At 35.8% G+C, this 26084-nt stretch carries 23 protein-coding genes; 8 read left to right on the forward strand and 15 right to left on the reverse strand.

Going from position 1 to position 26084, the window contains the following annotated elements; genetic code table 11:
* Nucleotides 1–84 precede the first annotated feature (84 nt).
* A complete protein-coding gene (locus JOE44_RS14550; RefSeq protein WP_209786128.1) occupies nt 85–2700 on the forward strand; it encodes a glucosidase in 2616 nt (871 codons plus the stop codon).
* 78 nt (nt 2701–2778) lie between these two features.
* Here the strand turns inward: JOE44_RS14550 and JOE44_RS14555 are convergent, their stop codons facing one another.
* The 8 genes from JOE44_RS14555 to JOE44_RS14590 all read right to left on the reverse strand — a co-directional run bounded on the left by JOE44_RS14555 (nt 2779) and on the right by JOE44_RS14590 (nt 10077).
* Complete coding sequence (locus JOE44_RS14555; protein ID WP_209786129.1) at nt 2779–3198, reverse strand: OsmC family protein; 420 nt, start codon at nt 3196–3198, stop codon at nt 2779–2781.
* A 41-nt stretch (nt 3199–3239) separates the two neighbouring features.
* Nucleotides 3240–4562, reverse strand: a complete 1323-nt coding sequence (locus JOE44_RS14560; protein WP_209786130.1) for a DUF58 domain-containing protein — start codon at nt 4560–4562, stop codon at nt 3240–3242.
* A 67-nt stretch (nt 4563–4629) separates the two neighbouring features.
* Nucleotides 4630–4980 (reverse strand): four helix bundle protein, encoded by a 351-nt coding sequence (locus tag JOE44_RS14565; protein WP_209786131.1) that lies wholly within the window; start codon nt 4978–4980, stop codon nt 4630–4632.
* Between the two features lie 64 nt (nt 4981–5044).
* Nucleotides 5045–6076 carry a MoxR family ATPase gene (locus tag JOE44_RS14570; protein ID WP_209786132.1) on the reverse strand — a complete coding sequence of 344 codons (1032 nt, stop codon included), beginning with the start codon at nt 6074–6076 and terminating at the stop codon, nt 5045–5047.
* A gap of 118 nt (nt 6077–6194) precedes the next feature.
* On the reverse strand, nt 6195–7352 hold the full coding sequence (locus JOE44_RS14575; RefSeq protein WP_209786133.1) for a hypothetical protein: 1158 nt from the start codon (nt 7350–7352) through the stop codon (nt 6195–6197).
* Between the two features lie 11 nt (nt 7353–7363).
* On the reverse strand, nt 7364–8155 hold the full coding sequence (locus tag JOE44_RS14580) for a DUF4129 domain-containing protein (protein ID WP_209786134.1): 792 nt from the start codon (nt 8153–8155) through the stop codon (nt 7364–7366).
* Nucleotides 8148–9110 carry a DUF4013 domain-containing protein gene (locus tag JOE44_RS14585; RefSeq protein ID WP_209786135.1) on the reverse strand — a complete coding sequence of 321 codons (963 nt, stop codon included), beginning with the start codon at nt 9108–9110 and terminating at the stop codon, nt 8148–8150. The genes JOE44_RS14580 and JOE44_RS14585 overlap by 8 nt, the downstream gene beginning before the upstream one ends.
* On the reverse strand, nt 9094–10077 hold the full coding sequence (locus JOE44_RS14590) for a stage II sporulation protein M (protein WP_105683373.1): 984 nt from the start codon (nt 10075–10077) through the stop codon (nt 9094–9096). The genes JOE44_RS14585 and JOE44_RS14590 overlap by 17 nt, the downstream gene beginning before the upstream one ends.
* Before the next feature lie 28 nt (nt 10078–10105).
* Between JOE44_RS14590 and JOE44_RS14595 the strand changes: the two genes are divergently transcribed.
* Nucleotides 10106–10855, forward strand: a complete 750-nt coding sequence (locus tag JOE44_RS14595; protein WP_209786136.1) for an RDD family protein — start codon at nt 10106–10108, stop codon at nt 10853–10855.
* Nucleotides 10856–11024: 169 nt separating this feature from the next.
* Nucleotides 11025–11315 (forward strand): GNAT family N-acetyltransferase, encoded by a 291-nt coding sequence (locus tag JOE44_RS14600; RefSeq protein WP_105683371.1) that lies wholly within the window; start codon nt 11025–11027, stop codon nt 11313–11315.
* Here the strand turns inward: JOE44_RS14600 and JOE44_RS14605 are convergent.
* From JOE44_RS14605 to smpB, 5 genes are all read right to left on the reverse strand, one after another.
* Nucleotides 11304–12275 carry a glycosyltransferase family protein gene (locus JOE44_RS14605; protein WP_209786137.1) on the reverse strand — a complete coding sequence of 324 codons (972 nt, stop codon included), beginning with the start codon at nt 12273–12275 and terminating at the stop codon, nt 11304–11306. The genes JOE44_RS14600 and JOE44_RS14605 overlap by 12 nt on opposite strands.
* Entirely contained in the window at nt 12276–13100 is an 825-nt protein-coding gene (locus JOE44_RS14610; RefSeq protein WP_209786138.1) for a UDP-2,3-diacylglucosamine diphosphatase, read from the reverse strand.
* A gap of 57 nt (nt 13101–13157) precedes the next feature.
* Entirely contained in the window at nt 13158–13898 is a 741-nt protein-coding gene (locus JOE44_RS14615; protein WP_105683368.1) for a YebC/PmpR family DNA-binding transcriptional regulator, read from the reverse strand.
* 95 nt (nt 13899–13993) lie between these two features.
* Nucleotides 13994–15505 carry an OmpA family protein gene (locus JOE44_RS14620; protein ID WP_209786139.1) on the reverse strand — a complete coding sequence of 504 codons (1512 nt, stop codon included), beginning with the start codon at nt 15503–15505 and terminating at the stop codon, nt 13994–13996.
* A gap of 77 nt (nt 15506–15582) precedes the next feature.
* Nucleotides 15583–16041 carry an SsrA-binding protein SmpB gene (smpB, locus tag JOE44_RS14625; RefSeq protein ID WP_105683426.1) on the reverse strand — a complete coding sequence of 153 codons (459 nt, stop codon included), beginning with the start codon at nt 16039–16041 and terminating at the stop codon, nt 15583–15585.
* A gap of 121 nt (nt 16042–16162) precedes the next feature.
* On the opposite strand from smpB, the gene JOE44_RS14630 reads away from it, so the two are divergent.
* A complete protein-coding gene (locus tag JOE44_RS14630) occupies nt 16163–17785 on the forward strand; it encodes an ATP-binding cassette domain-containing protein (protein WP_209786140.1) in 1623 nt (540 codons plus the stop codon).
* A gap of 81 nt (nt 17786–17866) precedes the next feature.
* Here JOE44_RS14630 and JOE44_RS14635 read toward each other — a convergent pair whose 3' ends face one another.
* A complete protein-coding gene (locus JOE44_RS14635) occupies nt 17867–18679 on the reverse strand; it encodes a M48 family metalloprotease (RefSeq protein WP_209786141.1) in 813 nt (270 codons plus the stop codon).
* A gap of 109 nt (nt 18680–18788) precedes the next feature.
* Here JOE44_RS14635 and recJ point away from each other — a divergent pair, with 109 nt between their 5' ends.
* The 3 genes from recJ to JOE44_RS14650 all read left to right on the forward strand — a co-directional run bounded on the left by recJ (nt 18789) and on the right by JOE44_RS14650 (nt 21642).
* Nucleotides 18789–20501 carry a single-stranded-DNA-specific exonuclease RecJ gene (gene recJ / locus JOE44_RS14640; RefSeq protein WP_209786142.1) on the forward strand — a complete coding sequence of 571 codons (1713 nt, stop codon included), beginning with the start codon at nt 18789–18791 and terminating at the stop codon, nt 20499–20501.
* 133 nt (nt 20502–20634) lie between these two features.
* The gene (gene nadD / locus JOE44_RS14645) at nt 20635–21219 is read left to right on the forward strand and encodes a nicotinate (nicotinamide) nucleotide adenylyltransferase (protein WP_209786143.1); all 585 of its coding nucleotides are present in this window, start codon (nt 20635–20637) and stop codon (nt 21217–21219) included.
* An 84-nt stretch (nt 21220–21303) separates the two neighbouring features.
* Complete coding sequence (locus JOE44_RS14650; protein WP_079240268.1) at nt 21304–21642, forward strand: DUF3817 domain-containing protein; 339 nt, start codon at nt 21304–21306, stop codon at nt 21640–21642.
* Between the two features lie 61 nt (nt 21643–21703).
* Here the strand turns inward: JOE44_RS14650 and JOE44_RS14655 are convergent, their stop codons facing one another.
* The gene (locus JOE44_RS14655; RefSeq protein ID WP_209786144.1) at nt 21704–23485 is read right to left on the reverse strand and encodes a carboxypeptidase-like regulatory domain-containing protein; all 1782 of its coding nucleotides are present in this window, start codon (nt 23483–23485) and stop codon (nt 21704–21706) included.
* 323 nt (nt 23486–23808) lie between these two features.
* Between JOE44_RS14655 and JOE44_RS14660 the strand changes: the two genes are divergently transcribed.
* A complete protein-coding gene (locus JOE44_RS14660) occupies nt 23809–26070 on the forward strand; it encodes an outer membrane beta-barrel family protein (RefSeq protein ID WP_209786145.1) in 2262 nt (753 codons plus the stop codon).
* The last annotated feature ends 14 nt before the right edge of the window (nt 26071–26084 follow it).

Raw genomic sequence — 26084 nt, forward strand, 5'->3', positions numbered from 1 at the left:
AAGACTATATTAATAATTATTCAGATGAAAAAAATTGGAATTACTTCTCAAAAAAACTAACTTCGTATGGAAAAATGATGAGATATGACCGCTGAAAAAGAAAGATTACAAGATACCAAATGGAAAAACTGGGGACCTTATGTAAGCAACCGGCAGTGGGGAAATGTACGCGAAGATTATAGCCCAAACGGAAACGCCTGGAATTTTACCAATCATAATAATGCTGAAAGCTACACTTACCGCTGGGGAGAGGAAGGCATCGCCGGAATTTCTGATGTAAAGCAGCTGTTCTGTTTTGCTTTTTCGTTTTGGAATAAGAAAGATAAAATGGTAAAAGAACGATTCTTCGGATTGAGTAACCCTCAGGGGAATCATGGAGAAGACATCAAAGAAATCTTTTATTATCTGGACAATACGCCTACTCATAGCTATATGAAGATGGTATATAAATATCCTATCAATGCGTTTCCTTATGATGAGCTTGTTGCAGAAAACGGAAAACGTAGCAAGAAAGAACCGGAGTATGAGATTTTCGATACCGGAATTTTCGATAATGATGAATATTTTGATATTTTCATCGAATATTGTAAAGCGGATCACAATGATATTCTGGTCAGAGTAACAGTCTGCAACCGAAGTCAGCATGCTGCCCCTATTCTTGTGGCTCCTACTGCATGGTTTAGAAACAACTGGAAATGGGGATACAATACTTATAAAGGAGAGCTCAATACTTCTCACGACGGAAGTATCAATATTGGACACGACAGTATTTCAATCAAAAAACTGTATTCCCGAAATTCAAATGCACAAAGTGTATTTTGTGACAATGAAACCAATACTCCAAAGCTTTACGGAGCTCCCCCATCTGAAAACACCTATTTTAAGGATGGAATTAATGATTTTATTATTCATCAGGGAAACACTGTAAATCCTGAAAAAAGAGGGAGTAAAGCTGCTTTTCTTATTGATGAGATTATTGATGCCGGGGAATCAAAAGTTTTTGAGTTCAGGCTATGTCCTGATGAGGCAGATAAGCCTTTTGAAAACTTTGACTCTATTTTTGAAACCCGTAAAGCGGAAGCCGAAGAGTTTTATAAAGGAATTCAGAATGATACCGTTAACGAAGATGAAAGAAATGTTCAGCGACAGGCTTTTGCAGGGCTTCTCTGGAATAAGCAGTTCTATCATTACAATATCGGAAAATGGCTGAAAGGAGATCCTAATTTGGAAGCTCCAAGAAACTTCAATGAATATGTAAGAAATACAGAATGGAATCATCTTCATAATAAAGATATTATTTCCATGCCTGATAAATGGGAGTATCCGTGGTATGCTACATGGGATCTGGCATTTCATTGTGTGCCTTTCTCCATTATAGATGCAGAATTTGCCAAAGGACAGCTTTTGCTCCTTACCAAAGAATGGTATATGCATCCTAACGGACAGCTTCCTGCTTATGAATGGAATATGAGTGACGTGAACCCGCCTGTACATGCGTGGTCGTGCTTCCGTGTTTTTAAAATTGATGAAAAAAATAATGGAAAACCGGATTTACTATTCTTAGAAAAAGTATTCCAGAAACTGCTTCTTAATTTCACCTGGTGGGTAAACCGAAAGGATAAGAACGGAAAAAACATCTTTGGTGGAGGATTCCTTGGTCTTGATAATATCGGAGCCTTTGACCGGAATATGGAATTAAAGGATGGCCAGCATCTTGAACAGGCTGATGGCACAAGCTGGATGGCGATGTATGCATTGAATATGATGCGTATTGCCATGGAACTGGCCCAGTATTATCAGGTATATGAAGATATGGCTATTAAATTTTTTGAGCATTATCTTTATATCGCCGAGGCCATGGAAAATCTGGGTGAAAGCACGAAAGGCCTGTGGAATGAAGAAGACGGATTTTTCTATGATGTTCTGCAGCTGGGAAATGGAGAAAGCGTTTCTTTAAGATTAAGAAGTATTGTAGGTTTGATTCCTATGTTTGCGGTTGAAATTGTAGATCATCATTTACTGGAAAAGATGCCGAATTTCAAAACCAGAATGGAATGGATTCTAAAAAATAAACCGGAACTCACCAAACTGGTCTCTCACTGGGATGAGGAAGGACATGGAAGAAAACACCTGATGAGTATTCTTCGAAAAAACAGACTGACAAAGGTATTGACCAGAATGCTGGATGAAAATGAGTTTCTAAGTTCTTACGGAATTCGGGCAATGTCTAAAGTATATGAAGAAAATCCTTTTGTATTCTCTGTACACGGATCAGAAAATATGGTGTATTATACTCCTGCAGAGAGTGACAGCCGGATGTTTGGCGGAAACAGCAACTGGCGAGGTCCCATCTGGTTTCCTATCAACTTCCTGATTGTAGAAAGTCTGCAACGCTTCCATTTTTATTATGGAAATAGTTTAAAAGTAGAATTTCCAACCGGAAGTGGTGATAAAAGAAATCTTGATGAAGTGGCACAAAACATCAGCAAAAGGCTCTGCTCCATATTTTTAAAGGATGAACATGGGCAAAGGGCTTTCAATGGAGGTAATCCAAAGTTCAATTATGATGAGCATTTCAGAGATTATATCACCTTCTTTGAATATTTTCATGGAGACAACGGCCGCGGTGTAGGAGCTTCTCACCAAACAGGATGGACTGCTACTGTGGCGAAATTGATAAAACCAAGACTTACCTTCTAGATGAGTAATCAGTAACAGGTAATGAGTAATAAAAAAGCCGGATGATTCATCCGGCTTTTTCTATTTTTAAATAAGAGATTATATTTTTTCTCCGTTCACATAGACTTCGTAACCGATTTCGACATTAGGTTCTAACGTTTTGGATACAGAACAGTATTTCTCAAAAGAAAGTTCTGCAGCCTTTAATGCTTTTTTAGGATCAATTTCTCCTTCTAAAAGGAATTTAACGGTAATTGACTTAAAAGGTTTTGCATCTTCTACCTGTATTCTTTCTCCTTCTACCTCTGCCTGAAAACTTTTGATATCCTGACGCTGTTTCTTTAAAATAGAAACCACATCAATTCCGCTGCAGCCTGCTACTGCCATCAGTACACTTTCCATTGGAGAAACTCCTTTTGCTCCTGGCTGGGAAGTATTATCCAAAAGAATGGAATTCCCTTGTGCATTGGTACATTCAAATAAAAAATCGTCGTTTATTCTGTTAAGTGTAATTTTCATTGCTTATTGCTTATTGCTTATTGCTTATTGCTTCTACAAAGTTATAAAATTCCTCTCGCTTTTATCTCCAGATATTTATTGATAACATCAATATTCAAATTTTCCGGAAGGGTATAAACGGTATAGATTCCGTATTTGCGGAGTTCCTGAATGATCAGTTTCTTTTCAAATTCGAACTTTTCAGCAATGATCTCATCATAAATTTCCTGCATATTTTCAGGATTTTTGTTGATCAGTGTCTGCAGTTCTGAGTTTTTGAAAAATACAACTACCAGCAAATGGTTTTTAGCAATTCCCCGGAGATATTTCAATTGTCGGTTCAGTCCGTCCAACGTTTCAAAATTGGTAAAAAGCAGAATTAAGCTTCTTTGATTGATAGAATATTTTACATCCTGATACAAACGGTTGAAATCACTTTCAAAGAAATCTGTTTTAATATTATAAAGAGCTTCGGAGATTTTTTTCAGTTGTCCGGATTTATTATCAGCAGCAATTTTATTTTCAGCTTTTTTAGAAAAAGTCATCATACCGGCTCTGTCACCTTTTCTTAAAATAATATGAGATAAAGCCATCGTGGCATTGATAGAATAATCCAGTAAGCTTAATCCGTTGAAAGGCATTTTCATGGTTCTTCCTTTATCAATCAACATAAAAATACGCTGCGATTTTTCATCCTGAAACTGGTTGACCATTAAACGATTTGTTTTAGAGGTTGCTTTCCAGTTGATTGTTCTGATATCATCTCCGGGTACATATTCCTTGATCTGCTCAAATTCCATAGTGTGTCCCAGCTTTCTGACTTTTTTGATTCCGCCCAATAAAAACTCACTTTGAATCGCCATGAGTTCATATTTTCTGAGATGAATAAAAGACGGATAAGCAGGCAGCATCGCATCTTTCTGGAAAATGAATCTTTTTGAGATCAGTCCTAATGGGGAAGATGCATAGATATTTAGGCCTCCAAAATTATATTCTCCCCTTTCCTTGGGCTCCAGTGAGTATTGAAAGAATGTATTTGCTCCGGAAGCAATTTGTTTTTCAATCAAAAAATCTCTTTTCTGAAACTGGAACGGAATTTCATCAATAATCTTGGTGCTTATGCTAAAGCTGTAATTATTTTTAATATCAATTTTCACAAAATTCTCATCTCCGTTGGACAGCTTTTCCGGCAGAATCCTTTGAGCCTGCAATGCATTCTTTTGATTAAAAAGCAACAGAAAATCTACCATTGCTGCCAGAAAACAGATCAACAGTACGATATGGGCTGCCCACATCAGCACCGGAAAGAAAAATGCCAGAACATACAGAATCCCCACTCCGATGAGTGTAAAAAAGAAACGTGTATTGATGTATAAGTTTTTCATTGGTTAGGTTGCTGGTTGCAGATGAAAGGTTTTAGGGGGTCGTTTTTTAACTTTTTCACATTCATTATTATTGCAGGGAATTAATTAACCCATTCAACATTTTAGATATTTCTATAATCTTTTCATTTAATTTTAAATACTCATCTTCGCTTAAAAAATTGAGATTTTTTGAAATAACTAATTGTGTTTCTACTTCTGCACAACTGCCTCTTGATATTTTTAAAAATTGCAGATAATCTGGTTTACTTCGTCTAGAGTTTCCTTCGGCAATATTAGATGGTATAGAAATGGCGGCTCGTCTGATCTGTGATACTAATCCATAGATTTCGGCTTTAGGAAAAATTTCAGTAGTTCTATAAACTTCCGTCACAAAATCAATAGACTTCTGCCAGACTAAAAGTTCTTTAAAGTTTGCCATATATAATAATTTTGTAACTATTTAAACATTCACCACCTGCTACCTGCCACCTATTAACTACTCCCTACCTAGGAATCTCTATTCCTTCCAAAATCTGGCGGATAATTTCATCGGCAGTAAGCCCTTCCATTTCTCTTTCCGGAGATACAATGACTCTGTGTCTTAAAACAGCGTAGCTTGCTTCTTTAATATCTTCAGGCGTTACAAAGTCTCTTCCTTTTATAGCAGCAAAGGCTTTCGATGCCGTAAGAAGTGCCAGTGAAGCTCTCGGAGAAGCACCCAGATATAAGAATTGATTTTCTCTGGTATTGATAATTATTTTAGCAATATATTCCATCAGCTGATTTTCCACAATGATTTCTTTTACCAGATTCTGGTAGTTTTTCAATTGTTCAGCGGTGATAACACGGTTGATTCCTTCTGTTTTATCTTCTTTTTTACTTTCGTGCTGATTTTTAATGATGGCAATTTCCTGCTCAAGATTAGGATATCCTACATTGATTTTGAATAAAAAACGGTCTAACTGAGCTTCCGGAAGTCTGTATGTTCCTTCATGCTCAATAGGGTTTTGAGTCGCTATAACCAGGAAAGGTTCTTCCAGGGTATAGCGGTTACCATCCATGGTGATCTGCCTTTCTTCCATTACTTCAAATAATGCTGATTGTGTTTTTGCAGGCGATCTGTTGATCTCATCAATCAGGATGAAGTTGGAAAAAATAGGTCCTTTCTTAAATTCAAACTCTGAGTTTTTCACATTAAATACGGATGTTCCCAGAATATCGGAAGGCATCAGATCCGGTGTAAACTGAATTCTGCTGAAGCCTACATCAATTGTTTTGGCCAGTAATTTTGCAGTGATCGTTTTGGCGACTCCCGGAACACCTTCAATAAGGACGTGCCCGTTTGAAAGCAATGCCGCTAAAAGATGCTCAATCATCTTCTCCTGTCCTACAATTACTTTCCCGATCTCAGATTTTACTTTCTCCAGGCTTGCACGAAGTTCAATCATATCAATTCTCGACTGAAACTGCTCTTCCTGTTTATTAAGATTGATAGAGCTTTGGTTTTCTATATTGGGGTTATCAAAGTTTTCCATAATAAAATTTATTTACCGATCTAACGATTATCAATGCAATAATTACATCCCTTACTGGGAATACTCATGATTGTCATTATCATTCGCTGCATCGTTATATTATTATCTAATTATTATATTATTTAAATATTTCATCAAGGAGTTTATTAATCCTTGTAAGGTCTTCTTTAATTACACTGGCGTAAGGATCCTGCGCTTTTTTGATAAGCAGTATAGCTTCATTGATCATCTCCATGGTTTTTCCGGTTTTCAGATGCAGTTTTTTGGCAAACTCCTCATCTAAATTCTGGGTGTCTATCAACAAATCCATTCTCACTTTGTTCAGAAAATATTGAGCTTTCTTTGCCATCATATCATGAAAATCGCCTTCCTGAAGATACAGATTTCCAATACTTTTCACAAAATCCAGGGAAGTATTTCTTAATGGCTCTGTGACAGGTACTATTCTCTGTTTTCTTTTTGCATTAAAGAAAATAAACAAGACAAGTCCTCCTAAAAACACCCACCAGGCATATTTTAAAGCCGGATTTGACAATACAAATCTCATAAAGAAACGTGATGTTGAACTTTTGTTGGATACAAACCAAAGAGTTTCTCTATCCTGAAGATAGGAAAATACATCCTGTGCATATTTCGTATTCCCAGGTTTCAGAAGATAATAATTGGTCAGAAAAAGAGGTTCAGAGTGAGCATAAATAGTTCCTTTTCCAAACTTTACTTTAATAAAGTTGGCCTGATCTGTATTTTTTTTCTCCACCGTTTTTCCTAAAACTTCCACTTTAGGTTTTATAAATGAAAATCCTCTACCCGATGGAAATTTATCCAGATTAATAAAATCATTCTGAAATTTTTTATCAGTCAGTTTCAATACATTTTCTTCTTCAAAAGAGATCTCGGAATCGTAATATCCGATGCTGTCTGAAATTTCTTTAGGCATACGGGTTACCATCAAAAAAGCATCTGAGCCTTCAGACACCTGAGTCAGTATCTTTTTCCATGATTCTCCATCAAGGTTGTTTTCAATAACAACAATATTGTGGGCTTGTTTTTTATGCTGGCTGTAGTATTCGTAAGGAACCTGCTCAATTTTCTTCAGGTTATTTTTAAAAAGAGCTTTCGCTTCATTATTAAAAACAAACAGCCCGAACGGAGATTTTTCATTGATATCAAAATTCTTGCGCCAGTCTGTCGTTTCTTTTTTGTTAACTTCAAGCAATGCCAGAATAACCATCACAATGATGAAAATTGCAGCATATGTTTTGAAAGTTTTATTCATGGTTGTTATTGTTATGGTTTAAATGCCTGATACTGATTTTTAAATTTCTGGTAGCTCTGTTCTTCAATACTGAATTCTCCATACCAGACATAATCAAAAATATAAGACAGATTAGAGAAATCGTTTTTCAGATGGGGAGCCTTTATCTCTGTGGCATAATCCTTATTGGTTTTTTCCGGATTCCAGTTAATCAGTTTTTTATCACTCAGTTTTTTAAGAATAAACAGAAACTGATAACGGACTGCTGAACGGTAATCTCCTGCATGTTCAAATTTTGCAATACTTTCAGGGAAATTGATTTCATGGATATTCTCATGGAGTTCCTGAACGTTAAGATCCAGCTTTTTATTCTTTTTACCAAAAATAAAATTCCCATCTCTTCCCATGATGTATTTAATAATGAAGTAAAGCAGAAAACCTACAAGAATAATGGCAAACAGGCGAATAAGAACCGTTGTAAACTCTGCAGACTTCGTTAATGTGGTTTCACCAAAAATTCCCTGTATAATCTGATTAAGCTTTCGCATCAACTTTTGAAAGAAAGATTCCCTAGGTTTTGATACTGAATAATCAAACTCATTTCCTTTATATCTTGATGGAATATTTTCTTTGAATGTTTTCGGATACACCTCATTTTCTGATACCGGATATTTCATCATTACAGAATCTGCACGCAGCATGTTTCTATAATGCCCGGTTGTATATAATGAATCTACCAGATCATCAGTAGTAGGATTATCGTCCTGAGCGCGAACTAACCCAAGAGAGAAAAAAAGCAGTAATAAAAAAATAATTTTATTCATTGATTCCAATCGTGTCTATTTCTGCAAGTTCTACTTTCTGATGAAGATCTGTTCTGCTGTCGTAATACATTAATCCTGCATTCACATACATCAGATTTGAAAGGAAAAATGAAAGCAGCATTGAAATTCCGTAGAAAACAAAAAACAAAATGCCGACCGTTCCGGTAAAAGGATTTTGTTCAAAGTTTCCATCCGGTGTTGTCGTAAGGAGCGATCCGTAAAAAAACATCATCGGAATAAATGTGAAGATTGAGGTTACAATGTAAATAATAATAAACATTACAAATGCAGCACCCCAATATTTCCAGTACGGTGATTTTTCACTGCCATTCGGGTAAGAAAACTGTGATCTTAAAGCATAGCTCAGGCTTTCCCAGAAACCTCTGTCCGAATTAAAATAATCATACATCAGAAATGTAGTGAAATTAAATATGGTAGGATAAAGAAGCATTATCAGGAACAATCCGATAATAATAAAAATAAGGATGTAAGAAAATCCTACGACGAACAATATGATCGGAGTAACGATAAAGATCATTCCCAGACACAGCTTCGCAATTCTTCCGGCATTATTCTTAAAGTCACCCAGAATTTCATCAGCTTTTATCTTTTCTGCACCTTGTGCAATTCTTTTTAAGTAAAAGACCGGATACAGATAATTGACGATCATCAGAACCATGAAAAGCAGGAAGGTAAGCAGCCCTACGGTAATCAGCATACCGGAGTTTTCTGAAAAATATTGTTCAAAATAATAGCTCTCACCGCCTAGATTAGATCCGAATATCTGTGAAAAGAGTTCTTTATACCCAAATACTACAACAGTTATCATTAAAATCAACAGTAAGCCATTGATCAGGATATAGTTTTTAAAGTAATTCTTTCCGTATAATTTGAAAAAATTGAAACTGTCACTGATAAAAGTTCCAAAATCTCTTTTTTTATAAAATTGTATCATTGATGTGCTTATTAGTTTTTTTATAGACAACAGACGGATATACAAAATAGTAGAATCCTATAATTGCCAGTGAACCAAAAATAATGATTATGTTCAGAAACAAAGGCATCTTCAGTGCATGTCTTGTGACATAACCTTCTATGATCCCCGCACAAATAGTGAAAGGAACTGTACTTAAAAATATTTTAAATGAATCTTTAAATCCTTTTTTAAAAGAGTTGAATCTTGAAAATGTTCTCGGAAATAAAATAGAAGCTCCCAGAATCAATCCGCACATCGCTTCTACTACCATCGCAAAAATTTCAAAAACTCCATGAAGCCATATTCCTCTTGCACTATCTTTCAATGCTCCATAATCATAGAAAAAGTATTGGAAAGCTCCCAGCATCACACTGTTGGAAAGCAACGCAAATAATGTCCCTACTCCTCCTGCAATTCCATAAATATACAGTTTTGCCCCTACCTGAATATTATTGAAAATAATCCCGATTGTACTGCCCCAGGTACTTCCACTCTGATAAACCCCTACAGCATTATTATTCTTAATATTTTCAATGGTTTCGTTCACATATCCTTCCCCCAAAATAATATTCACAAAGTCTTTGTCGTAAATGGCAGAAAGTACTCCGATTGAAGTAAATAATATGAAAAAAAGAAACGCATACATCAGATATCGCCGGTACTGATACATCAGCAATGGGACCTCAGTTTTGAAAAAATAAATGAACCTGTTCTCCTCTACCCTTTTTGTTTTATAGATCTTCTGGAAAATCTGGGCAGATAAATGATTCAGATAAACTGTAGTATTGCTTTTAGGATAATAAGTCTGGGCAAAAGAAAGATCATTGATCAGGTTTATATACAATGAAGACAGGTCATCAGGATTTTTTTTAATTTTCCCTTGAATAACCTGTTCTATTCCCAACCATTTTTCTTTATTTTGTTTAATGAAATAAACTTCTCTCATAATTGTTAAGGCTAAAATAATAAAAAATATGTCTCAAATTGCGATAAATACCTCACAAAATGTAAATATTAATTTTAATATTGCAGGCGTAGGAGAAAGGATGCTTGCCTTCATTATTGATCTTCTGATCAGGATTGCTTATGTGGTGATTATCCTGTATTTGTTCTTCAATATTTTCGATTTGGGATATTTGTTAGATGGTCTTGATGACTGGTCCATACGAGCGGTATATCTCATTCTTACTTTCCCTATTTATATTTATCCTCTTGTTCTGGAAAGCCTTATGGAAGGGCAGACTCCCGGTAAAAAACTCATGAAAATCAAAGTGGTAAAGATTGACGGTTACCAGGCCAGTTTCGCGGATTATATGATCCGTTGGGTTTTCAGAATTGTAGATGTTTCATTTGCCGGAGTAGTAGGACTTATTTCTATGATTGTTTCTAAAAACAACCAGCGTTTGGGTGACATTGCTTCCGGAACAGCTGTTATTTCTCTAAAAAACAATATCAATATCTCCCATACCATCCTGGAGAATATCCATGAAAATTATATCCCTTCTTTCCCACAGGTAATTGCTTTGAGTGATAATGATATGAGGATCATCAAAGATAACTATACAAAAGCCTTAAAAGTTGATGACCGCCAGATCATCAGTAAACTGTCTGATAAAATCAAAAGCATTCTGAAACTGGAAGTAGACGCCACTAAAATGACGGAAAGACAGTTTATTAATGTTATTATTAAGGATTATAACTATTATACGGGGAAAGATAATTAGTCCGGTCAATCGTGAATTTTGCTTCGCAAGTGAATTGTCAATCGAGAATTGATAGTATTATAAATTGACCATTGATTGTTGATTGTTGATTGTTGATTGTTGATTGTTGATTGTTGATTGTGCAAAGGTCGGTGCAATTTTTGTATCTTTAATCCTAAAGTTCAGAATTATGAAATTTGAAAACAATAAATCCGGAAACGGCGGAGTTCTTACTTTAAATAACGAAATAAAAGAAGTTGGTAGGCTTACCTATACCATTTTTCCTGAAGACCATAAATTCATTATTTCTTTTGTACTTGTACATCCGGAATTTGAAGGAAGAGGAATGGGAAAATTTTTAGTAGAAGAAGCCATCAGATTTGCCAGAGAAAACAACTGGAAAGTATATCCTCACTGTTCTTACGCAAGATCCGTAATGATGAGAATGAGTGATGTGGACGATATATTTTTAAAGAATTAAAACTTCATTGAGCAAGATATCTTCAATATCATCCTGATAATCCACTTTTAGATGATGGTCAGAAGCTACCCACTCCATAATTTCCTGAAGATCTAAAACCTTGGAATTGGGAATCCCCATTTTGTCCAGAGCACATGCATTACATTCCTGTTCATATTGATTGTGGATAGGAATCACAAATAGTTTTTTATCCATAAACAGTGCTTCTGCCGGAGTTTCAAAACCTGCGTTACATAATATTCCCTCGCATCCTTCGAAATATTTCAGATACTGGCTTTCATCTATAGGAAATACTTCTACATTTTTTACTTTTACCTGTACCTTGCTGTATTTTGAAAATACTTTCCACTCCACAGGAATCTTTCTTAAAACCTTAATGATATTTTCATCTGCAAAACTGGGAAGGTAAACAAGATAATATCCCTGTTTATAAGGATTAAGATTTCTTATTTTTCTTCTGATCACAGGTTTTTTAATCTGTGGATGATAGTTTTCAAAATGAAACCCGATTTTCCTTTCACTGGGAACGTAGTATTTTAAGATCATTTCACCCAGAAAATCCTTTTCCTTTGGCTTGGGTGTTTCCGCAAAACTCATGGAAGCCTGATGGCTAAGCTCTATCATCGGGAGCTTTTTCAGCTTGGCAGCCCAACCTGTCAAAGGCTCATAATCATTAATTATTAAATCATATCGGGAGAGTTCCAGTTCTCTGATTGTTTTGGCAGCTTCAAGGAATTTATTTTCCGTGAACGTTTTTCGGTAGGATAAACCGCCTGTTTTGTTATAAAGAAGTGAAATACCCCTGTATTGGTAATTAATGTCGAAATCAGCCTTTAATTGCGATTGGTGTCCACTGATCAGGGTATCAACAGATGCATATTTTTTGAGAAGAGGAATAATTTCCTGAGCTCTGGCTACATGTCCGTTTCCAGTACCCTGGAATGCATACAAAATCTTCATTTAGGAAAAGTTGGTTACAATTTTTAAAAGCGCAGAATTATCCATTTCAGGAATGTCTTCTGCTTCATCATCTTTCAGTAAATGTTTATGCTCATCATAATAAAAAATCTTCCATTCTTTATCATGGTATTCTAAAGCGGAGAGATTTTCAATCCAGTCACCTGAATTCAGATAAGTGCAGGATCCTTTTTTATTAACAACCTCACGAATCTGTGGCTGGTGGATATGGCCACACACCACATAATCATAGTGATTGTCAATAGCCAGCTCAGAAGCGGTCAGTTCGAAATCACCGATATATTTTACTGCTTTTTTCACATTGTTTTTGATCTTTTTCGAAAACGAGTATTTCTCTTTACCCATTTTTTCTAAGAACCAATTTACAACATTATTGATAACAATTAAAAGGTCATAGCCTTTTCCGCCAAGTTTGGCGATCCATTTTGAATGCTGGACGGATGCATCGAAAACATCTCCATGAAATATCCAGGTCTTTTTCTGATCAATATTCAGACAGATCTTATTACAGACTTTCAGCTTTCCCAATTCAAAATCTGTGAACTTACGGAACATTTCATCGTGATTGCCTGTAATGTAATAGACATCTGTGTTCTTGGTAGCCAATGAAAGAATCTTTCTGATTACTTTCAAATGAGGTTTAGGGAAGTAAGACTTTTTAAACTGCCAGATATCAATAATATCACCGTTTAAAACTAAAGTTTTAGGCTGGATGGAATTGAGATATCTCAACAATTCTTTAGCCTTACATCCATAAGTTCCCAAATGAACATCCGATATAACAACTAATTCAACGTTTCTTTTCATAGTTTTGTACAAAGAAACTAATTGAAAATTAACTGTATATGAATGCTATATTATTTTTTATAAAGAGTTCATCAGCTCTTCTGTGATTTCCATGTTGTGGTAAACGTTTTGCACGTCGTCATCCTCTTCGAAACGTTCAAGCATTTTCATATTAGCTTTGAACTGTTCTGCATTAACTTCTTTTGTATTGTTTGGAATTCTTTGAAGTTCTGCACTTTTTGCTTCAATCCCCAGATCATCTAACTTGTGAGATAGCAAACCGAAATCTTCAAAAGCAGTTGTAATCATTACTTCCTCTTCGTCTTTTTCTACGTCTTCAGCACCGCCATCAATCATTTCCATTTCAAAATCATCCCAATCCATTTTGATCTGAGCCAAATCAATTGTGAAAATTCCTTTTCTGTCGAAGATAAATGCCAGTTCACCATTTTTCCCAAGGTTACCATCAAACTTATTGAAAACAGCTCTTACGTTGGCAACCGTTCTTGTTGTATTGTTTGTAGTACATTCTACAAAAAAAGCAACACCACCTTGTCCGTAACCTTCATATGTGATTTCTTCATAGTTCTCAGCATCAGCACCGCTAGCTTTCTTAATTGCACGTTCTACATTATCCTTAGGCATGTTTGCTCCTTTCGCATTCTGGATACATCTTCTCAGGGCCGGATTGGATTCCGGATCTGTTCCACCAGCTTTTACAGCCAGTGCAATATCCTTTCCTATTTTAGAGAATGTTTTGGCCATTTTATCCCATCTGGCCATTTTAGACGCTTTTCTATATTCAAATGCTCTTCCCATTTTAATTTTTAAATTTCCAACAAAATTACTCAAAAGTCAACAAAAAAAAAATACCTCCAATCAAATTGGAGGTATTCATTATTTAGAAAAATTAATTATTTTTTCTTTTTAGCAGCAGCTTTTTTCTTAGCTGGAGCTTTTTTAGTAGCTTTTTTAGTAGCTTTTTTCGCTGGAGCAACAACATCAGATTTCTGATATTTGTTCCATTCGCTGTCATCACCAATGTATCTAACAGTTACTTTTCTATCAGCTTGTCTTTCAGCATCAGAAGCAGATTCTGCAACTTTAGCATTTTGCTCTCCAATACCAACTGATTTTAATGCGTTGATATCTACACCTCTTGCATCTAAAGCAGCAACTACAGAAGCAGCTCTTTCTTTAGATAATTTCAAGTTGTAAGCATCACTTCCTTTTTTGTCAGTTTCACCAACTAATAGGAATCTACCACCATCTTTCTTAATGATTTCAGAAGCAGTATCTAAAGCTCCTTTAGATTCAGGCTTGATTGTAGCTTTGTTGAAATCGAAGTATACACTCTTAAGGTTTTTCTCAACATCAGTAGCTGTTACTTCTTTTGGTTTAGGACATCCGTTGTATTCTGGAAGACCTGGAACAGTAGGACAAGCATCATCTTTATCTAGGATACCGTCACCGTCTGTATCTGGCCAAGGACAACCATTGTTTTCAGCAGGACCTGCTACTGTAGGACAAGCGTCATCTTTGTCGATTACACCATCACCGTCAGTATCTGGCCAAGGGCATCCGTTGTTTTCAACTGGACCTGCCACTTCTGGACATTGATCGTCTTTATCTGGAACTCCGTCACCGTCAGTATCAGGACATCCTTGGAATTCTGGTAAACCTGGAGTATCTGGACAAAGGTCATCTTTATCTAGGATACCATCCTTATCTCTGTCTCTGTTTCCAAATCTGAATAAGATAGAAGCAGAAGCTTGCCAAAAGTTAGCAACAGTAGATTTGTCACCTGGAGTTGATACGTAATCTCCTTGTACACCAAGACCGAAGTTTTTAGTTACCCAGAAGTTAGCACCAGCACCTGTAGCTACAGTAAAGTGGTTAGCTTTACCGTTTTCATTACCATCCTTACCGTTAGTTACAGTTTCGATTGCGTTACCGTTAGCATCAACAGATGTTCTAGGGAAAGTAAGAGCTGTATAGTCATGTCTTAAGTAGTTAGCACCAACTCTTAAATATGGATCAAACCAAGATTCTTCGTTCCATAAAAGACCTGCAGCGTGAGCCTGGAAACCAAGACCTGTCATTAGGAAAAATTCTTTCCCCATGTTGAATCTTTTGTTTTCAACATTTCCAACAGAAGTTTGCCAGTCAATTACTAAACCTTTACCAACGTTTCTAGCAACTGTTAACTTAGATAGTGGAGGTGTAATAGAAAAGTTGTTCACATTGAACATACTTTTTGTCAAATTGTTAGCAGAGAACGTATTACTGAAGTTACCTCTTGCTGCTACATGGTTTTCAGCATGAGCACCAACTCCGATTAACCACGGATTGTTGGTAGTCTGTGCGAAAACAGTAGAGGCAACAGTAAGCGCCAATGCTGAAATTCCTAATTTTAGATTTTTCATAGAATTAAATGATTAAATAATTGATAATGCAAAATAAATATAATTTTTCTTTATATACAAAGTTTTTCAAATGATTTTTAACTTTTCTTTAATATTCTGTCGAGGTTCCGTTTATTTTCTCTATCTTTTATTGCTTCCCTTTTATCGAAAAGCTTTTTCCCTCTACCAAGCGCTATCAGCACCTTCGCTTTCCCTCTTTCAGTGATATATAATTTTAAAGGTACTATGGTGTTCCCAGCATCCTTTAACTTTTTTTCAAGTTTTTGTAATTCTTTTTTGTGCAAGAGCAATTTCCGTTCCCTTTTTGTTTTATGATTGTAAAAAGTTCCTAATTTATACTCATCAATCATCATGTTGATGATGTACAATTCCCCATCAATAAACTGACAGAACGATTCTGTTATAGATGCTTTGGATGAACGTAAAGATTTTATTTCTGTACCCGTCAAAACCATTCCGGCTTCGTATTCTTCAAGAATTTCATACTCAAAGCGGGCTCTTTTGTTTAATATGTTAACTGTTTTCTCAATCTTCATCATTTTAAAATTTCGTTAATGAAATATATAAAAAATACCATACATTTAAAAACTTGACTATTATAATATTACAAAATACCCAAATTCTTTTCGTATTTTTGCGCCAAATTTACAAAACTATATGTTAACAGTATCTAACTTATCTTTACAATTCGGGAAAAGAATTCTTTTTGACGAGGTAAATATTATGTTTACCAAAGGAAACTGCTACGGAATCATCGGAGCAAACGGTGCGGGAAAGTCTACATTCCTGAAAATATTAACAGGAAAGCAGGATCCTACAACAGGACACGTATCTCTGGAACCAGGGAAAAGAATGTCAGTTTTGGAGCAGGATCACTTTGCTTATGATCAGTTTACTGTTCTTGAAGCGGTCTTAAGAGGTAATAAGAAATTATTTGAGATAAAAGAGGAAATGGATGCGTTATACGCAAAAGAAGATTTCTCTGACGAAGACGGTATTAAAGCCGGTGAACTAGGTGTAGTTTATGATGAAATGGGAGGATGGACAGCAGAATCTGATGCTCAGACGATGCTTTCTAACGTAGGAATCACTGATGATATGCACTGGCAGCTGATGGGTGAACTCGAGAACAAAGACAAAGTAAAGGTTCTTTTGGCTCAGGCACTTTTCGGAAATCCTGATGTATTGATTCTGGACGAGCCTACCAATGACCTTGACATTGATACCATCTCATGGTTGGAGGATTTCCTTGCAGACTATGAAAACACAGTAATTGTTGTATCTCACGACCGTCACTTCTTAGATACGGTTTGTACACACATTGGTGACCTTGATTATTCTAAGCTTAACCTTTATACAGGGAACTACTCTTTCTGGTATCAGGCATCTCAGCTGGCAACAAGACAAAGAGCTCAGGCAAACAAGAAAGCTGAAGAGAAGAAAAAAGAACTTCAGGATTTCATCGCCAGATTCAGTTCTAACGTTGCTAAGGCAAAACAGGCTACTGCAAGAAAGAAAATGATCGACAAATTAAATATTGACGATATCAAACCATCTTCAAGAAGATATCCTGCCATTATTTTCGAAATGGAAAGAGAGGCCGGGGATCAGATTCTAGATGTAAAAGGTCTTGAGAAAACAAAAGATGGAGAATTACTATTCTCTAATATTGATTTAAACCTTAAAAAAGGAGATAAAGTAGCTGTACTTTCTAAAAACTCTTTAGCAATTACAGAATTTTTTGAGATTCTAGCCGGAAATGTTCAGGCTGACAAAGGAACTGTTGCTTGGGGAGTTACTACCAATCAGTCTCACATGCCTTTGGACAACACCAATTTCTTCCAGGAAGACCTAAGTTTAGTGGACTGGTTAAGACAGTTTACAAAAAATGACGAAGAGCGCCACGAAGAATTCGTAAGAGGATTTTTGGGAAGAATGCTTTTCTCAGGTGACGAGGCTTTAAAATCATGTAAAGTACTTTCAGGAGGTGAAAAAATGAGATGTATGTTCAGTAGAATGATGCTTCAGAAAGCTAACGTTCTTTTACTGGATGAACCAACCAACCACTTAGACCTTGAAAGTATCACCACTTTGAACAACTCTTTATCCAACTTCAAAGGAAATCTTTTACTGGCATCTCATGACCACGAAATGCTCTCAACAGTCTGTAACAGAATCATTGAACTGACTCCTGCAGGAATCATCGACAGAGAAATGACGTATGACGAATACCTTGCTGATAAAAAGGTAAAAGAATTAAGAGAAAAAATGTATTCTTAATCCGAACAACATTAAAATCTATATAAAAATACCTCAAAGCTGTGCTTTGAGGTATTTTTGTTTAAACAATAAATAAAATAATTATTTCGTCAATTTTGCTGTAGGTAAAGAAACCGTTCCCGGATCTTTCCATAACCCTTCTTTTTCAGCTTTCTTTTTAACAGCCTCTGCCCTTTTATTACTATCCGGGTGAGAATTGAACATTTTCTCAAAATTCGTTTGTGTACTTCCTTCTGAAAGTAAAGCTAGCTTTTTGAATGCCGTATAAGCTCCTACTACATCATATTTATTCGCTTTCATAAAATCATAAGAGTAAGTATCTGCTTCCGACTCCTGTTTTTTACTGTGGGAAGCATCTAAAAATGCATTGGCCATCTTTCCTACCTGAGTTTCATTAAGAGTAGCTACAGCAGAAGAAGCTGATGATGCGGCATCTAAAGCAGCAGCCTTCAGGTAAGCTGATTTCATCGCATCTTTGGTATCCTGATTTTTTACGTGACCTATTTCGTGTCCGATTACAGCGAGTAATTCATTATCAGTCATGATATCCATTAATGAAGAGAATACACGTACGCTTCCGTCTGCACAGGCAAATGCATTGATATCTTTCACTTTATAGACTTTATAGTTTAAGTTCAGACCGTCCTGAGATTTGTGTTTTCCAAACAATTTGTTCAGTCTCACAGTGTATGGATCTTTTGGTCCTGCTACAGGGTTATTTTTATCCATCCAATCTACAGATTCTTTGGATAATTTGATCGCATCTTCGTTGGTAAATGTTAAGGCTTTTGCACTATTTGAAACCATTCCGGCAGCTTTTCCGAGGTTAATTTTCTGTGCGTTGATCGAATACGCAGCCCCCACTAAAAGAAGGCATAGAGTAATTTTTTTCATAGTCATTTAAAATTTGGAGCACGAAGGTAGCTTTTTTTTAACAATTATTAAGTCAAAACTTCGTTTCAGTTCTTCACAGAATGCTATTTTTTTTCCTTATTTTTGTGAAATGAGTCAAAAATGGATTTACAAGCCTGAACCCGATGAGGAAGTTGTGGACAGACTAAGTTCGTCACTTGGTTTTGGTACTTTTGAATCTAAAGTCCTCGTTCTTAGGGGAATTGACAATTATCAAAAGGCCAGAGAATTCTTCAAACCTAATCTTAACGATATACACAATCCGTTTTTAATGGCAGACATGCAAAAAGCCGTAGAGCGTATTGCCACTGCAATTGAAAATGGTGAAAAAATATTGGTATATGGTGACTATGATGTGGACGGAACCACAGCAGTTGCCTTGATGTACCTATACCTCAGCAAAATTGTTGAGAAAAAATATCTGGACTATTATATTCCGGACAGAAATTCTGAAGGGTATGGAATTTCCACGGAAGGAATTGATTTCGCCAAAGAAAATGGTTTTTCATTAATCATTGCTCTCGACTGTGGAATTAAGGCAATTGATATGATCAACTATGCCAGTAATCTGGATATTGATTTTATTATTTGTGACCATCACCTTCCGGGCGAAGAGATTCCCAATGCAGCCGCTGTACTTGACCCTAAAAGAAGTGACTGCCGATATCCTTTCAAAGAACTTTCAGGATGTGGTGTTGGTTTTAAACTTTGCCAGGGACTTAATACAATCTATAAATTACCGGATGCAGAGTTATTTGAACTGACAGACCTGTTGGCCATCTCAATTGCCGCAGATATTGTTTCCATGACAGGAGAAAACAGAGTTTTGGCTAAAATGGGATTAAAAACCCTCAGAAAAACCAGAAATCTTGGTTTAAGATTATTGATCCCTGAGGATAAGCTTTCTCATTTTGAAATTTCCAATATTGTTTTTGAAATAGCTCCTAAAATTAATGCTGCAGGACGAATTTCTCATGGTAAAGCAGCCGTAGAACTTATGGTTTCCGACAATCTGAAACATGCGAATCAGATTGTAAATGATATCATGAACCTTAACGATGAAAGGCGTGAACTGGATATGAATTCCACACTTTCAGCCCTGAATCAGATTATAGAATCCCAGCAAGAGACCAAACATACCACCATCGTTTATCATCCTGAATGGAATAAAGGAGTAATTGGTATTGTAGCCTCCAGACTTATTGAAACGTATTACAAACCAACTCTTGTATTTACCGATGGTAATAATGGGGAAATGGTAGCTTCAGCAAGATCTGTTTCTGATTTTGATGTACATGAAGCGCTGGATATGTGTTCTGAATATTTTCTTAAATTCGGAGGTCATCATGCTGCCGCCGGACTTTCGATGGAGAAAGATAAGTTTGATGCTTTCAAGGAAAAATTTGAAAGAATTGTTTCTGAAAAAATCAAAGAGCATCAAAAAGAACCATCTATTACTATTGACACGGAAATTAAAGTTGATGAGATCAACAGAGAGTTTATCAATTTCCACAGAAAGCTGGCACCCTTTGGACCTCATAATATGAAACCTATTTTTACATTAACGGACCAGAAGCTTTCCGGGTATGTAAAAACAATGGGAAAAGATAATAATCACCTGAAATTTTATATCAGACAGGAATCTACGGGACGAAATATTGAATGTGTAGGATTCAAACTGGGACAGTTTGTTGAGGATTTTAAAAATAAAAATTTCGATCTTGCTTTTACCCTGGAAGAAAATCACTGGAAAGGCAATGTGACCCATTATCTCAATATCAAAGATGTAAAATTCAGAGAGTAACTGAGGTTGCAGGATTTAGGTTGCAGGCAAAATCAGAATCAACAGGAAACTCTGTCAACCTAAAAACTTGATTTCCTTGTTTATATTTTAAAGTACTATCACCTATTATCAGCTACCTACTCCCTAACAAAAAATGAAAAAAATCGGTTTATTTTTCGGATCATTCAATCCTATTCATATCGGGCATCTTATTCTGGCCAATTATATTCTGGAAAATTCTGATATGGATGAGCTTTGGTTTGTGGTAAGTCCACAAAATCCGTTTAAAGACAAAAAATCTTTACTGAATGACCATAACAGACTTGATATGGTACAGCTTGCCGTAAAGAATTACCCCAATATGAGAGCTTCAAATGTTGAGTTCTCCCTTCCTAAGCCTAGTTATACTATAGATACCCTTACTTATCTTCATGAAAAATATCCTGATTATTCTTTCAGTCTGATTATGGGAGAAGATAATCTGAAAGGCCTTCACAAATGGAAAAATTCTGATACGCTGATCAAAAATCATCATATCATTGTTTATCCGAGAGTATTTGAAGGAGAGAAAAAAGATTCTGACTATTTACAGCATGAAAATATCTCTCTCATCAAGGCTCCGGTAATAGAACTTTCCGCTACAGAAATCCGTAATATGGTCAGGGATGGTAAAAATGTAAGACCTATGCTTCCACCTGAAGTTTTTGAATATTTGGATGGTAGCAGTTTTTATAAGTAATTTTGCAAATCAGAAATGAGAGGCTAAAAACTGAAAGCCGGAGAAAGACTCTTACCTTTTAACTCTCACCTCATAACTCAAGAAATGGACTTCATCGAAAAACTTTTCTCAAAATATTCTCAGGAAAAAATTATCAAATGGTTTAAACAGATTTGTCTTGCAGAAGCCATTTCATGTCTTTTACTGTATGGTGTTGCGATGATCTGGATACGATATGATGAAAATTTATATTCTATTATCTTCATCAGCGTTATTGGCAGTTTACACGGATTATTTTTCACTCTTTATCTTTTGCTCTGCCTTCCGGCAAGAAAAATTTATAATTGGGATGATGAAGATTTTGTTTTTGCTTTATTATCTGCATTCTTCCCTTTTGCAACGGTTTGGGTAGATAAAAAGCTAGCCCGATTCGACAGAGAATAAATAATAGATATATTACATAAAAAAAGGACCTTTTCGGTCCTTTTTATTTTTACTACGATGATTAGAAATCCCGTTTCACATGCCCTGTTGCTGTGAAGGTATGATTTCCTGAATTATCGGTGTATGTTCCATTAACGGTAAAATCAATGTAGTCTCCTAAAGCTCCAAAAGAAGTTATATCGACAACCAAATTTCCATTATTTGATGTAATAGAACCTCCAGAAAATTCAAACCCGTAATAGGAAGTAAAACTTGCTGCCACTCCCGTCATATTGTTTTGGGTCATAAAGAAAGTGGGCCCAATTGGATTTATAGAAATTATTCTTAATTGTTTAGCTGGCAGATTAGGTGATGTAGAAGTAAGCCCTGTCCATTGCGCATTGAACGGTCCTGACAAATTAACAACAGACTGATTATCAATTTTATAATTTATAAATTCATTCACAGAATTACAAGCCATGATATTCCCCAAATTTACTGTCGTAGATGTAGCCGTGAAAGTAACATCATTGGTACTCAATAAATTAACGTTATCAAATCCTTCATATCTAAACTGTGGATTTGCTATACATGAATAAGTATTGAATATAAAACCTCCGTTATTATCTACCGGGACTGACATATACTGGAAATAATTTGTACTTACTGTTGGTTTCAATTCTACATAACCATCACTCACATTGGCATTGGCACATGTTTTCAGTACTCCCTGAATGGTATAGTTGGTAGATGCAGAAGGGTTTACAACAATATCTGAAATAGTCGTTATGACTCCGGTTGGAAAAGGGCCTACGTTTGATGCATAAATTACATTGTTACAAACATCATAAACTTTTAAGCTAAGAACCTCACCTGCCGGAACAATTCCATAGACCATTCCTGCATTATCTGTCATCCCGTAAGTTTCATATGCTTGGGAAATTCTCATTAAAGCTACCTTAACATTGGGCAAAACCTGCCCTGCTGCATTTTTTATTGTTACTTTCAAGGTTGCCTGTGGAAACTGTGCATCACAATTCCACCAGGAAAAATGACTTACTGTTCCTACATAGGTATTTCCCATCTTTGTTGCAGAGCCTTCTTCTTTCCACATTCCGGTTTCTTCATTATAGGACCATAATGGTATTGTGTCTGGTGAGCTGGACGTTTGTGCAGCATCTACCGGAACAGTAATTTCTGCGTTATGGCCGTTTGCAATCTGAAGATTCTGCCCGGAACTTCCTGTTAATTGTACATGGAGCATCCCAAAAGTTTCCATCACTCTGGCATTTCCTGCTGAGTTGGTTGCCAAAAAAGATCCCGGCATTAATTCATTAAGATATGGATTGGATGGTGCCAGGTGAAAAACTCCCACGCTCACATTTCCTGAATAGGTATTCCCGTTAGCATCTTTAAAACTTCCATCGAATTTTACTTTAGTTCCGTTAGGTAATGAAACGGTAGAGATAGAGCCTGTGGCAATTGTAGCTGTTGTGGTTACAGGAATCATCATGATATTCACTCTATTTATTCCGTTGGTAGGAACTAAAACCCGTGATGCATTTACAAAGCCTGCTTTTGTTACTTTTACATGGGCAAAATTTTCTTTTACCGAAGCATTCTTCAAGGTAAAAAGGCCTTTAAGGTTAGTTGTTGCCGTATTAGCTCCAATGGTAACTGTTGCTCCGGAAACCGGATTTCCGCTTGTATCAAGAACGAGACCCTGAAAATTCTTTTGTGCTGTATTCCCAAAATTATAATTAGAGGGAGAATCTGATGGGTTTTCATCTATTTCTACGAAAGATTCACTTTTACATGAAAATAACAAGATAAAGAATAAAAATAAAAGGTAAAATTTTCTCATATGGCATTAATTTTTAGTTTTCACTAAATTAATAATAAAATACCATCACCTACCTATTTTATTATTTTTCTTCATTTTAAAAAAAAAAATCTTCATTAATTTTTTGGTTTGATGTAACAATTAACATCAGTTATTTGTCTTATTATACAGAAAGGTTAAGCAAGCAATATTTTTAATGTAATTTTTATTAACTGATAATCAATTAATTATAATTATTCAAAAATATTTTTAAGTACTTTGTATTGCATGATACTAGATTTATTATATATCTTTGCAATGTTAAATAACTAACCATACAAGCTATTAATTAAAAAAGAATAATCATGAAGACTCAAATTCTTATTGCAGCACTATTTTTCGGTGGACTTATCACTGCCCAGCAGAAAAAAGACAGTACGAAAGTAAATGCTATTGATGCAGTGAATATCAAGAAGCAGGTTTTCAAAAAACAAGGAGACCGTTTGGTATATGATGTAGCTTCTTCATCTATTGCCAAAGGAACAAACACCTTTACTCTTTTAAAACAAACTCCGATGATTTCCAGTATTGATGGAAAAACGTTGAAGATCCTGGGAAAAAATGATGCGATCATCTATATCAACAATAAGAAAACCAATATGGATGCTGAGGCATTGATTGAAATGCTGAAGTCTACTCCATCTGAGGATATCCAGAAAATTGAGGTGATTACAGTGCCGGGAAGCGAATTCCAGGTTGAGTCTAAGGAAGGGGTAATCAATATTGTAATGAAAAAAAGCAAGAACAACGGGTACAACGGAACGTTGAAAATGCAGAATGAGCAAGCTTATTACAATAATCCCAATGCTGGAGCTTCATTTAATTTCAGACAAGGAAAATGGTCTGGGAATTCTAATTTCAGAATGGGAAGCTGGACAGACAGACAGAGATATACGTTGTCAAACGGAGATTCTACTTTCAAAAATGAATCTTTTGGATTTAATGATGATCCCAATAAAAATTTTGGAGGAGGCTTCAATGTTGATTATGAGATCAATAAAAAACACAGTCTTGGATTCTCTTACAACATGAGATATAATAAAAGTTTCAATTCTGTACTGGATATTACGAACTGGCAAAACGGCGTTTTAAATAACAGAACGGTCAATAATGAAGATGCGCAAACCAGAAATCATTCTTTCAATTTGAATTATGAGATGAAAACAGATTCTCTGGGAAGTAAGCTTACCTCAAACGTTTCTTATTTATGGTTCAACAGGGATAAAGTAAGTTTCAATGAAAGTTTTCCTTTAACAAATGACACGATCAACAAATACTCCGCATTACATCAGGCTGTACCACAAATCATTAACAACTACGCTGCCAATATAGATTATCTGAAAAAAACAGCAAAGGTTTCAACATGGTTAATGGGAATCAGCTACAATCATACGAACACGGATAATGATACCAAACAAGACAAATTAATAGGTGGTGATTTTGTGATAGATCCTAAACAAACCAATCACTTCATTTATAAAGAAAATATACTGGGTATTTACCTGAACTATGAACGTAAACTGACTGAAAAAATATCCGGAAAAATAGGAGCCCGCTACGAGATGACCAGAAGTACCGGAGAGATTCTGGAAAAAACAGGATTCGAAAGAAACTACAACAATCTTTTACCTTATCTGAATTTAAATTATGCCATCAATTCTGATCATAATCTGAGTTATACTTTCTCAAGCAGAATCCGAAGACCAAGATTTTGGGAACTCAACCCGTCCAGAACCTACTTCACTCCTACGAATTATACACAGAACAATCCATTTGTTCTTGCTTCAAAATTTTATAATCAGGAGCTGAACTATATGTACAAAAATGCATTCTATGCCAATCTTAGCTTTAATATGGTGGAAGATGCATCTGCTTCGGACATGCTTCCGTTACAGGGAACTTTAACCACTCCAGAAAGGGATAAAAATGGAAATATAGTCTATGGCCCAGACGGAAAAATGATCATGAAAACAACAAGATTTTTAAGATATATAAGAACCAATTACGGTAAAAACAGAGAGCTCGCTCTTACGCTGGGAATGAACAAATCATGGTTCAAAGACATATGGACAACCAACTATTCTGTCAATTTAGGCTATGTTACCTACAAAGGCGGAGTATGGGAAGATCCAACTTCTCAACTGGGTCAGTACGAATCCGAGTCACTGGATCCTTATATCATTGATGTAAAAAACTACAATATGTCTGCAACGATCAATAACGTCATCAGGCTTTCATCTAAAAAAGACTGGTTCTTAGGAGTTAATTACTTCTTTGCAACCCAGACCGCAATGGAAGGAGGTATGATAGGCGCCAGACAAAGCTTTGATTTCAGTCTAAAAAAAATTGCAGGGGACTGGACGATTGTAGCGGAAGTGAGTGACTTATTTAATCAAAGCTTCTACAGAGTAAGAGGAGTACAGCCTAACGGAAAGTTTAATAATATCACCAACTTCAATTATCCAAGGCTCATGAGCATCGGTGTTACCTACAATTTCGGAAATCAGAAACTGAAAAAAGCAAGGGAAATGAAATCTGCGAATGATGCTGTAAAATCAAGAACCTAATCTATACAACGTAT

It is taken from the genome of Chryseobacterium sp. PvR013 (assembly GCF_017833095.1).
Taxonomy (GTDB): Bacteria; Bacteroidota; Bacteroidia; order Flavobacteriales; family Weeksellaceae; genus Chryseobacterium; species Chryseobacterium culicis_A.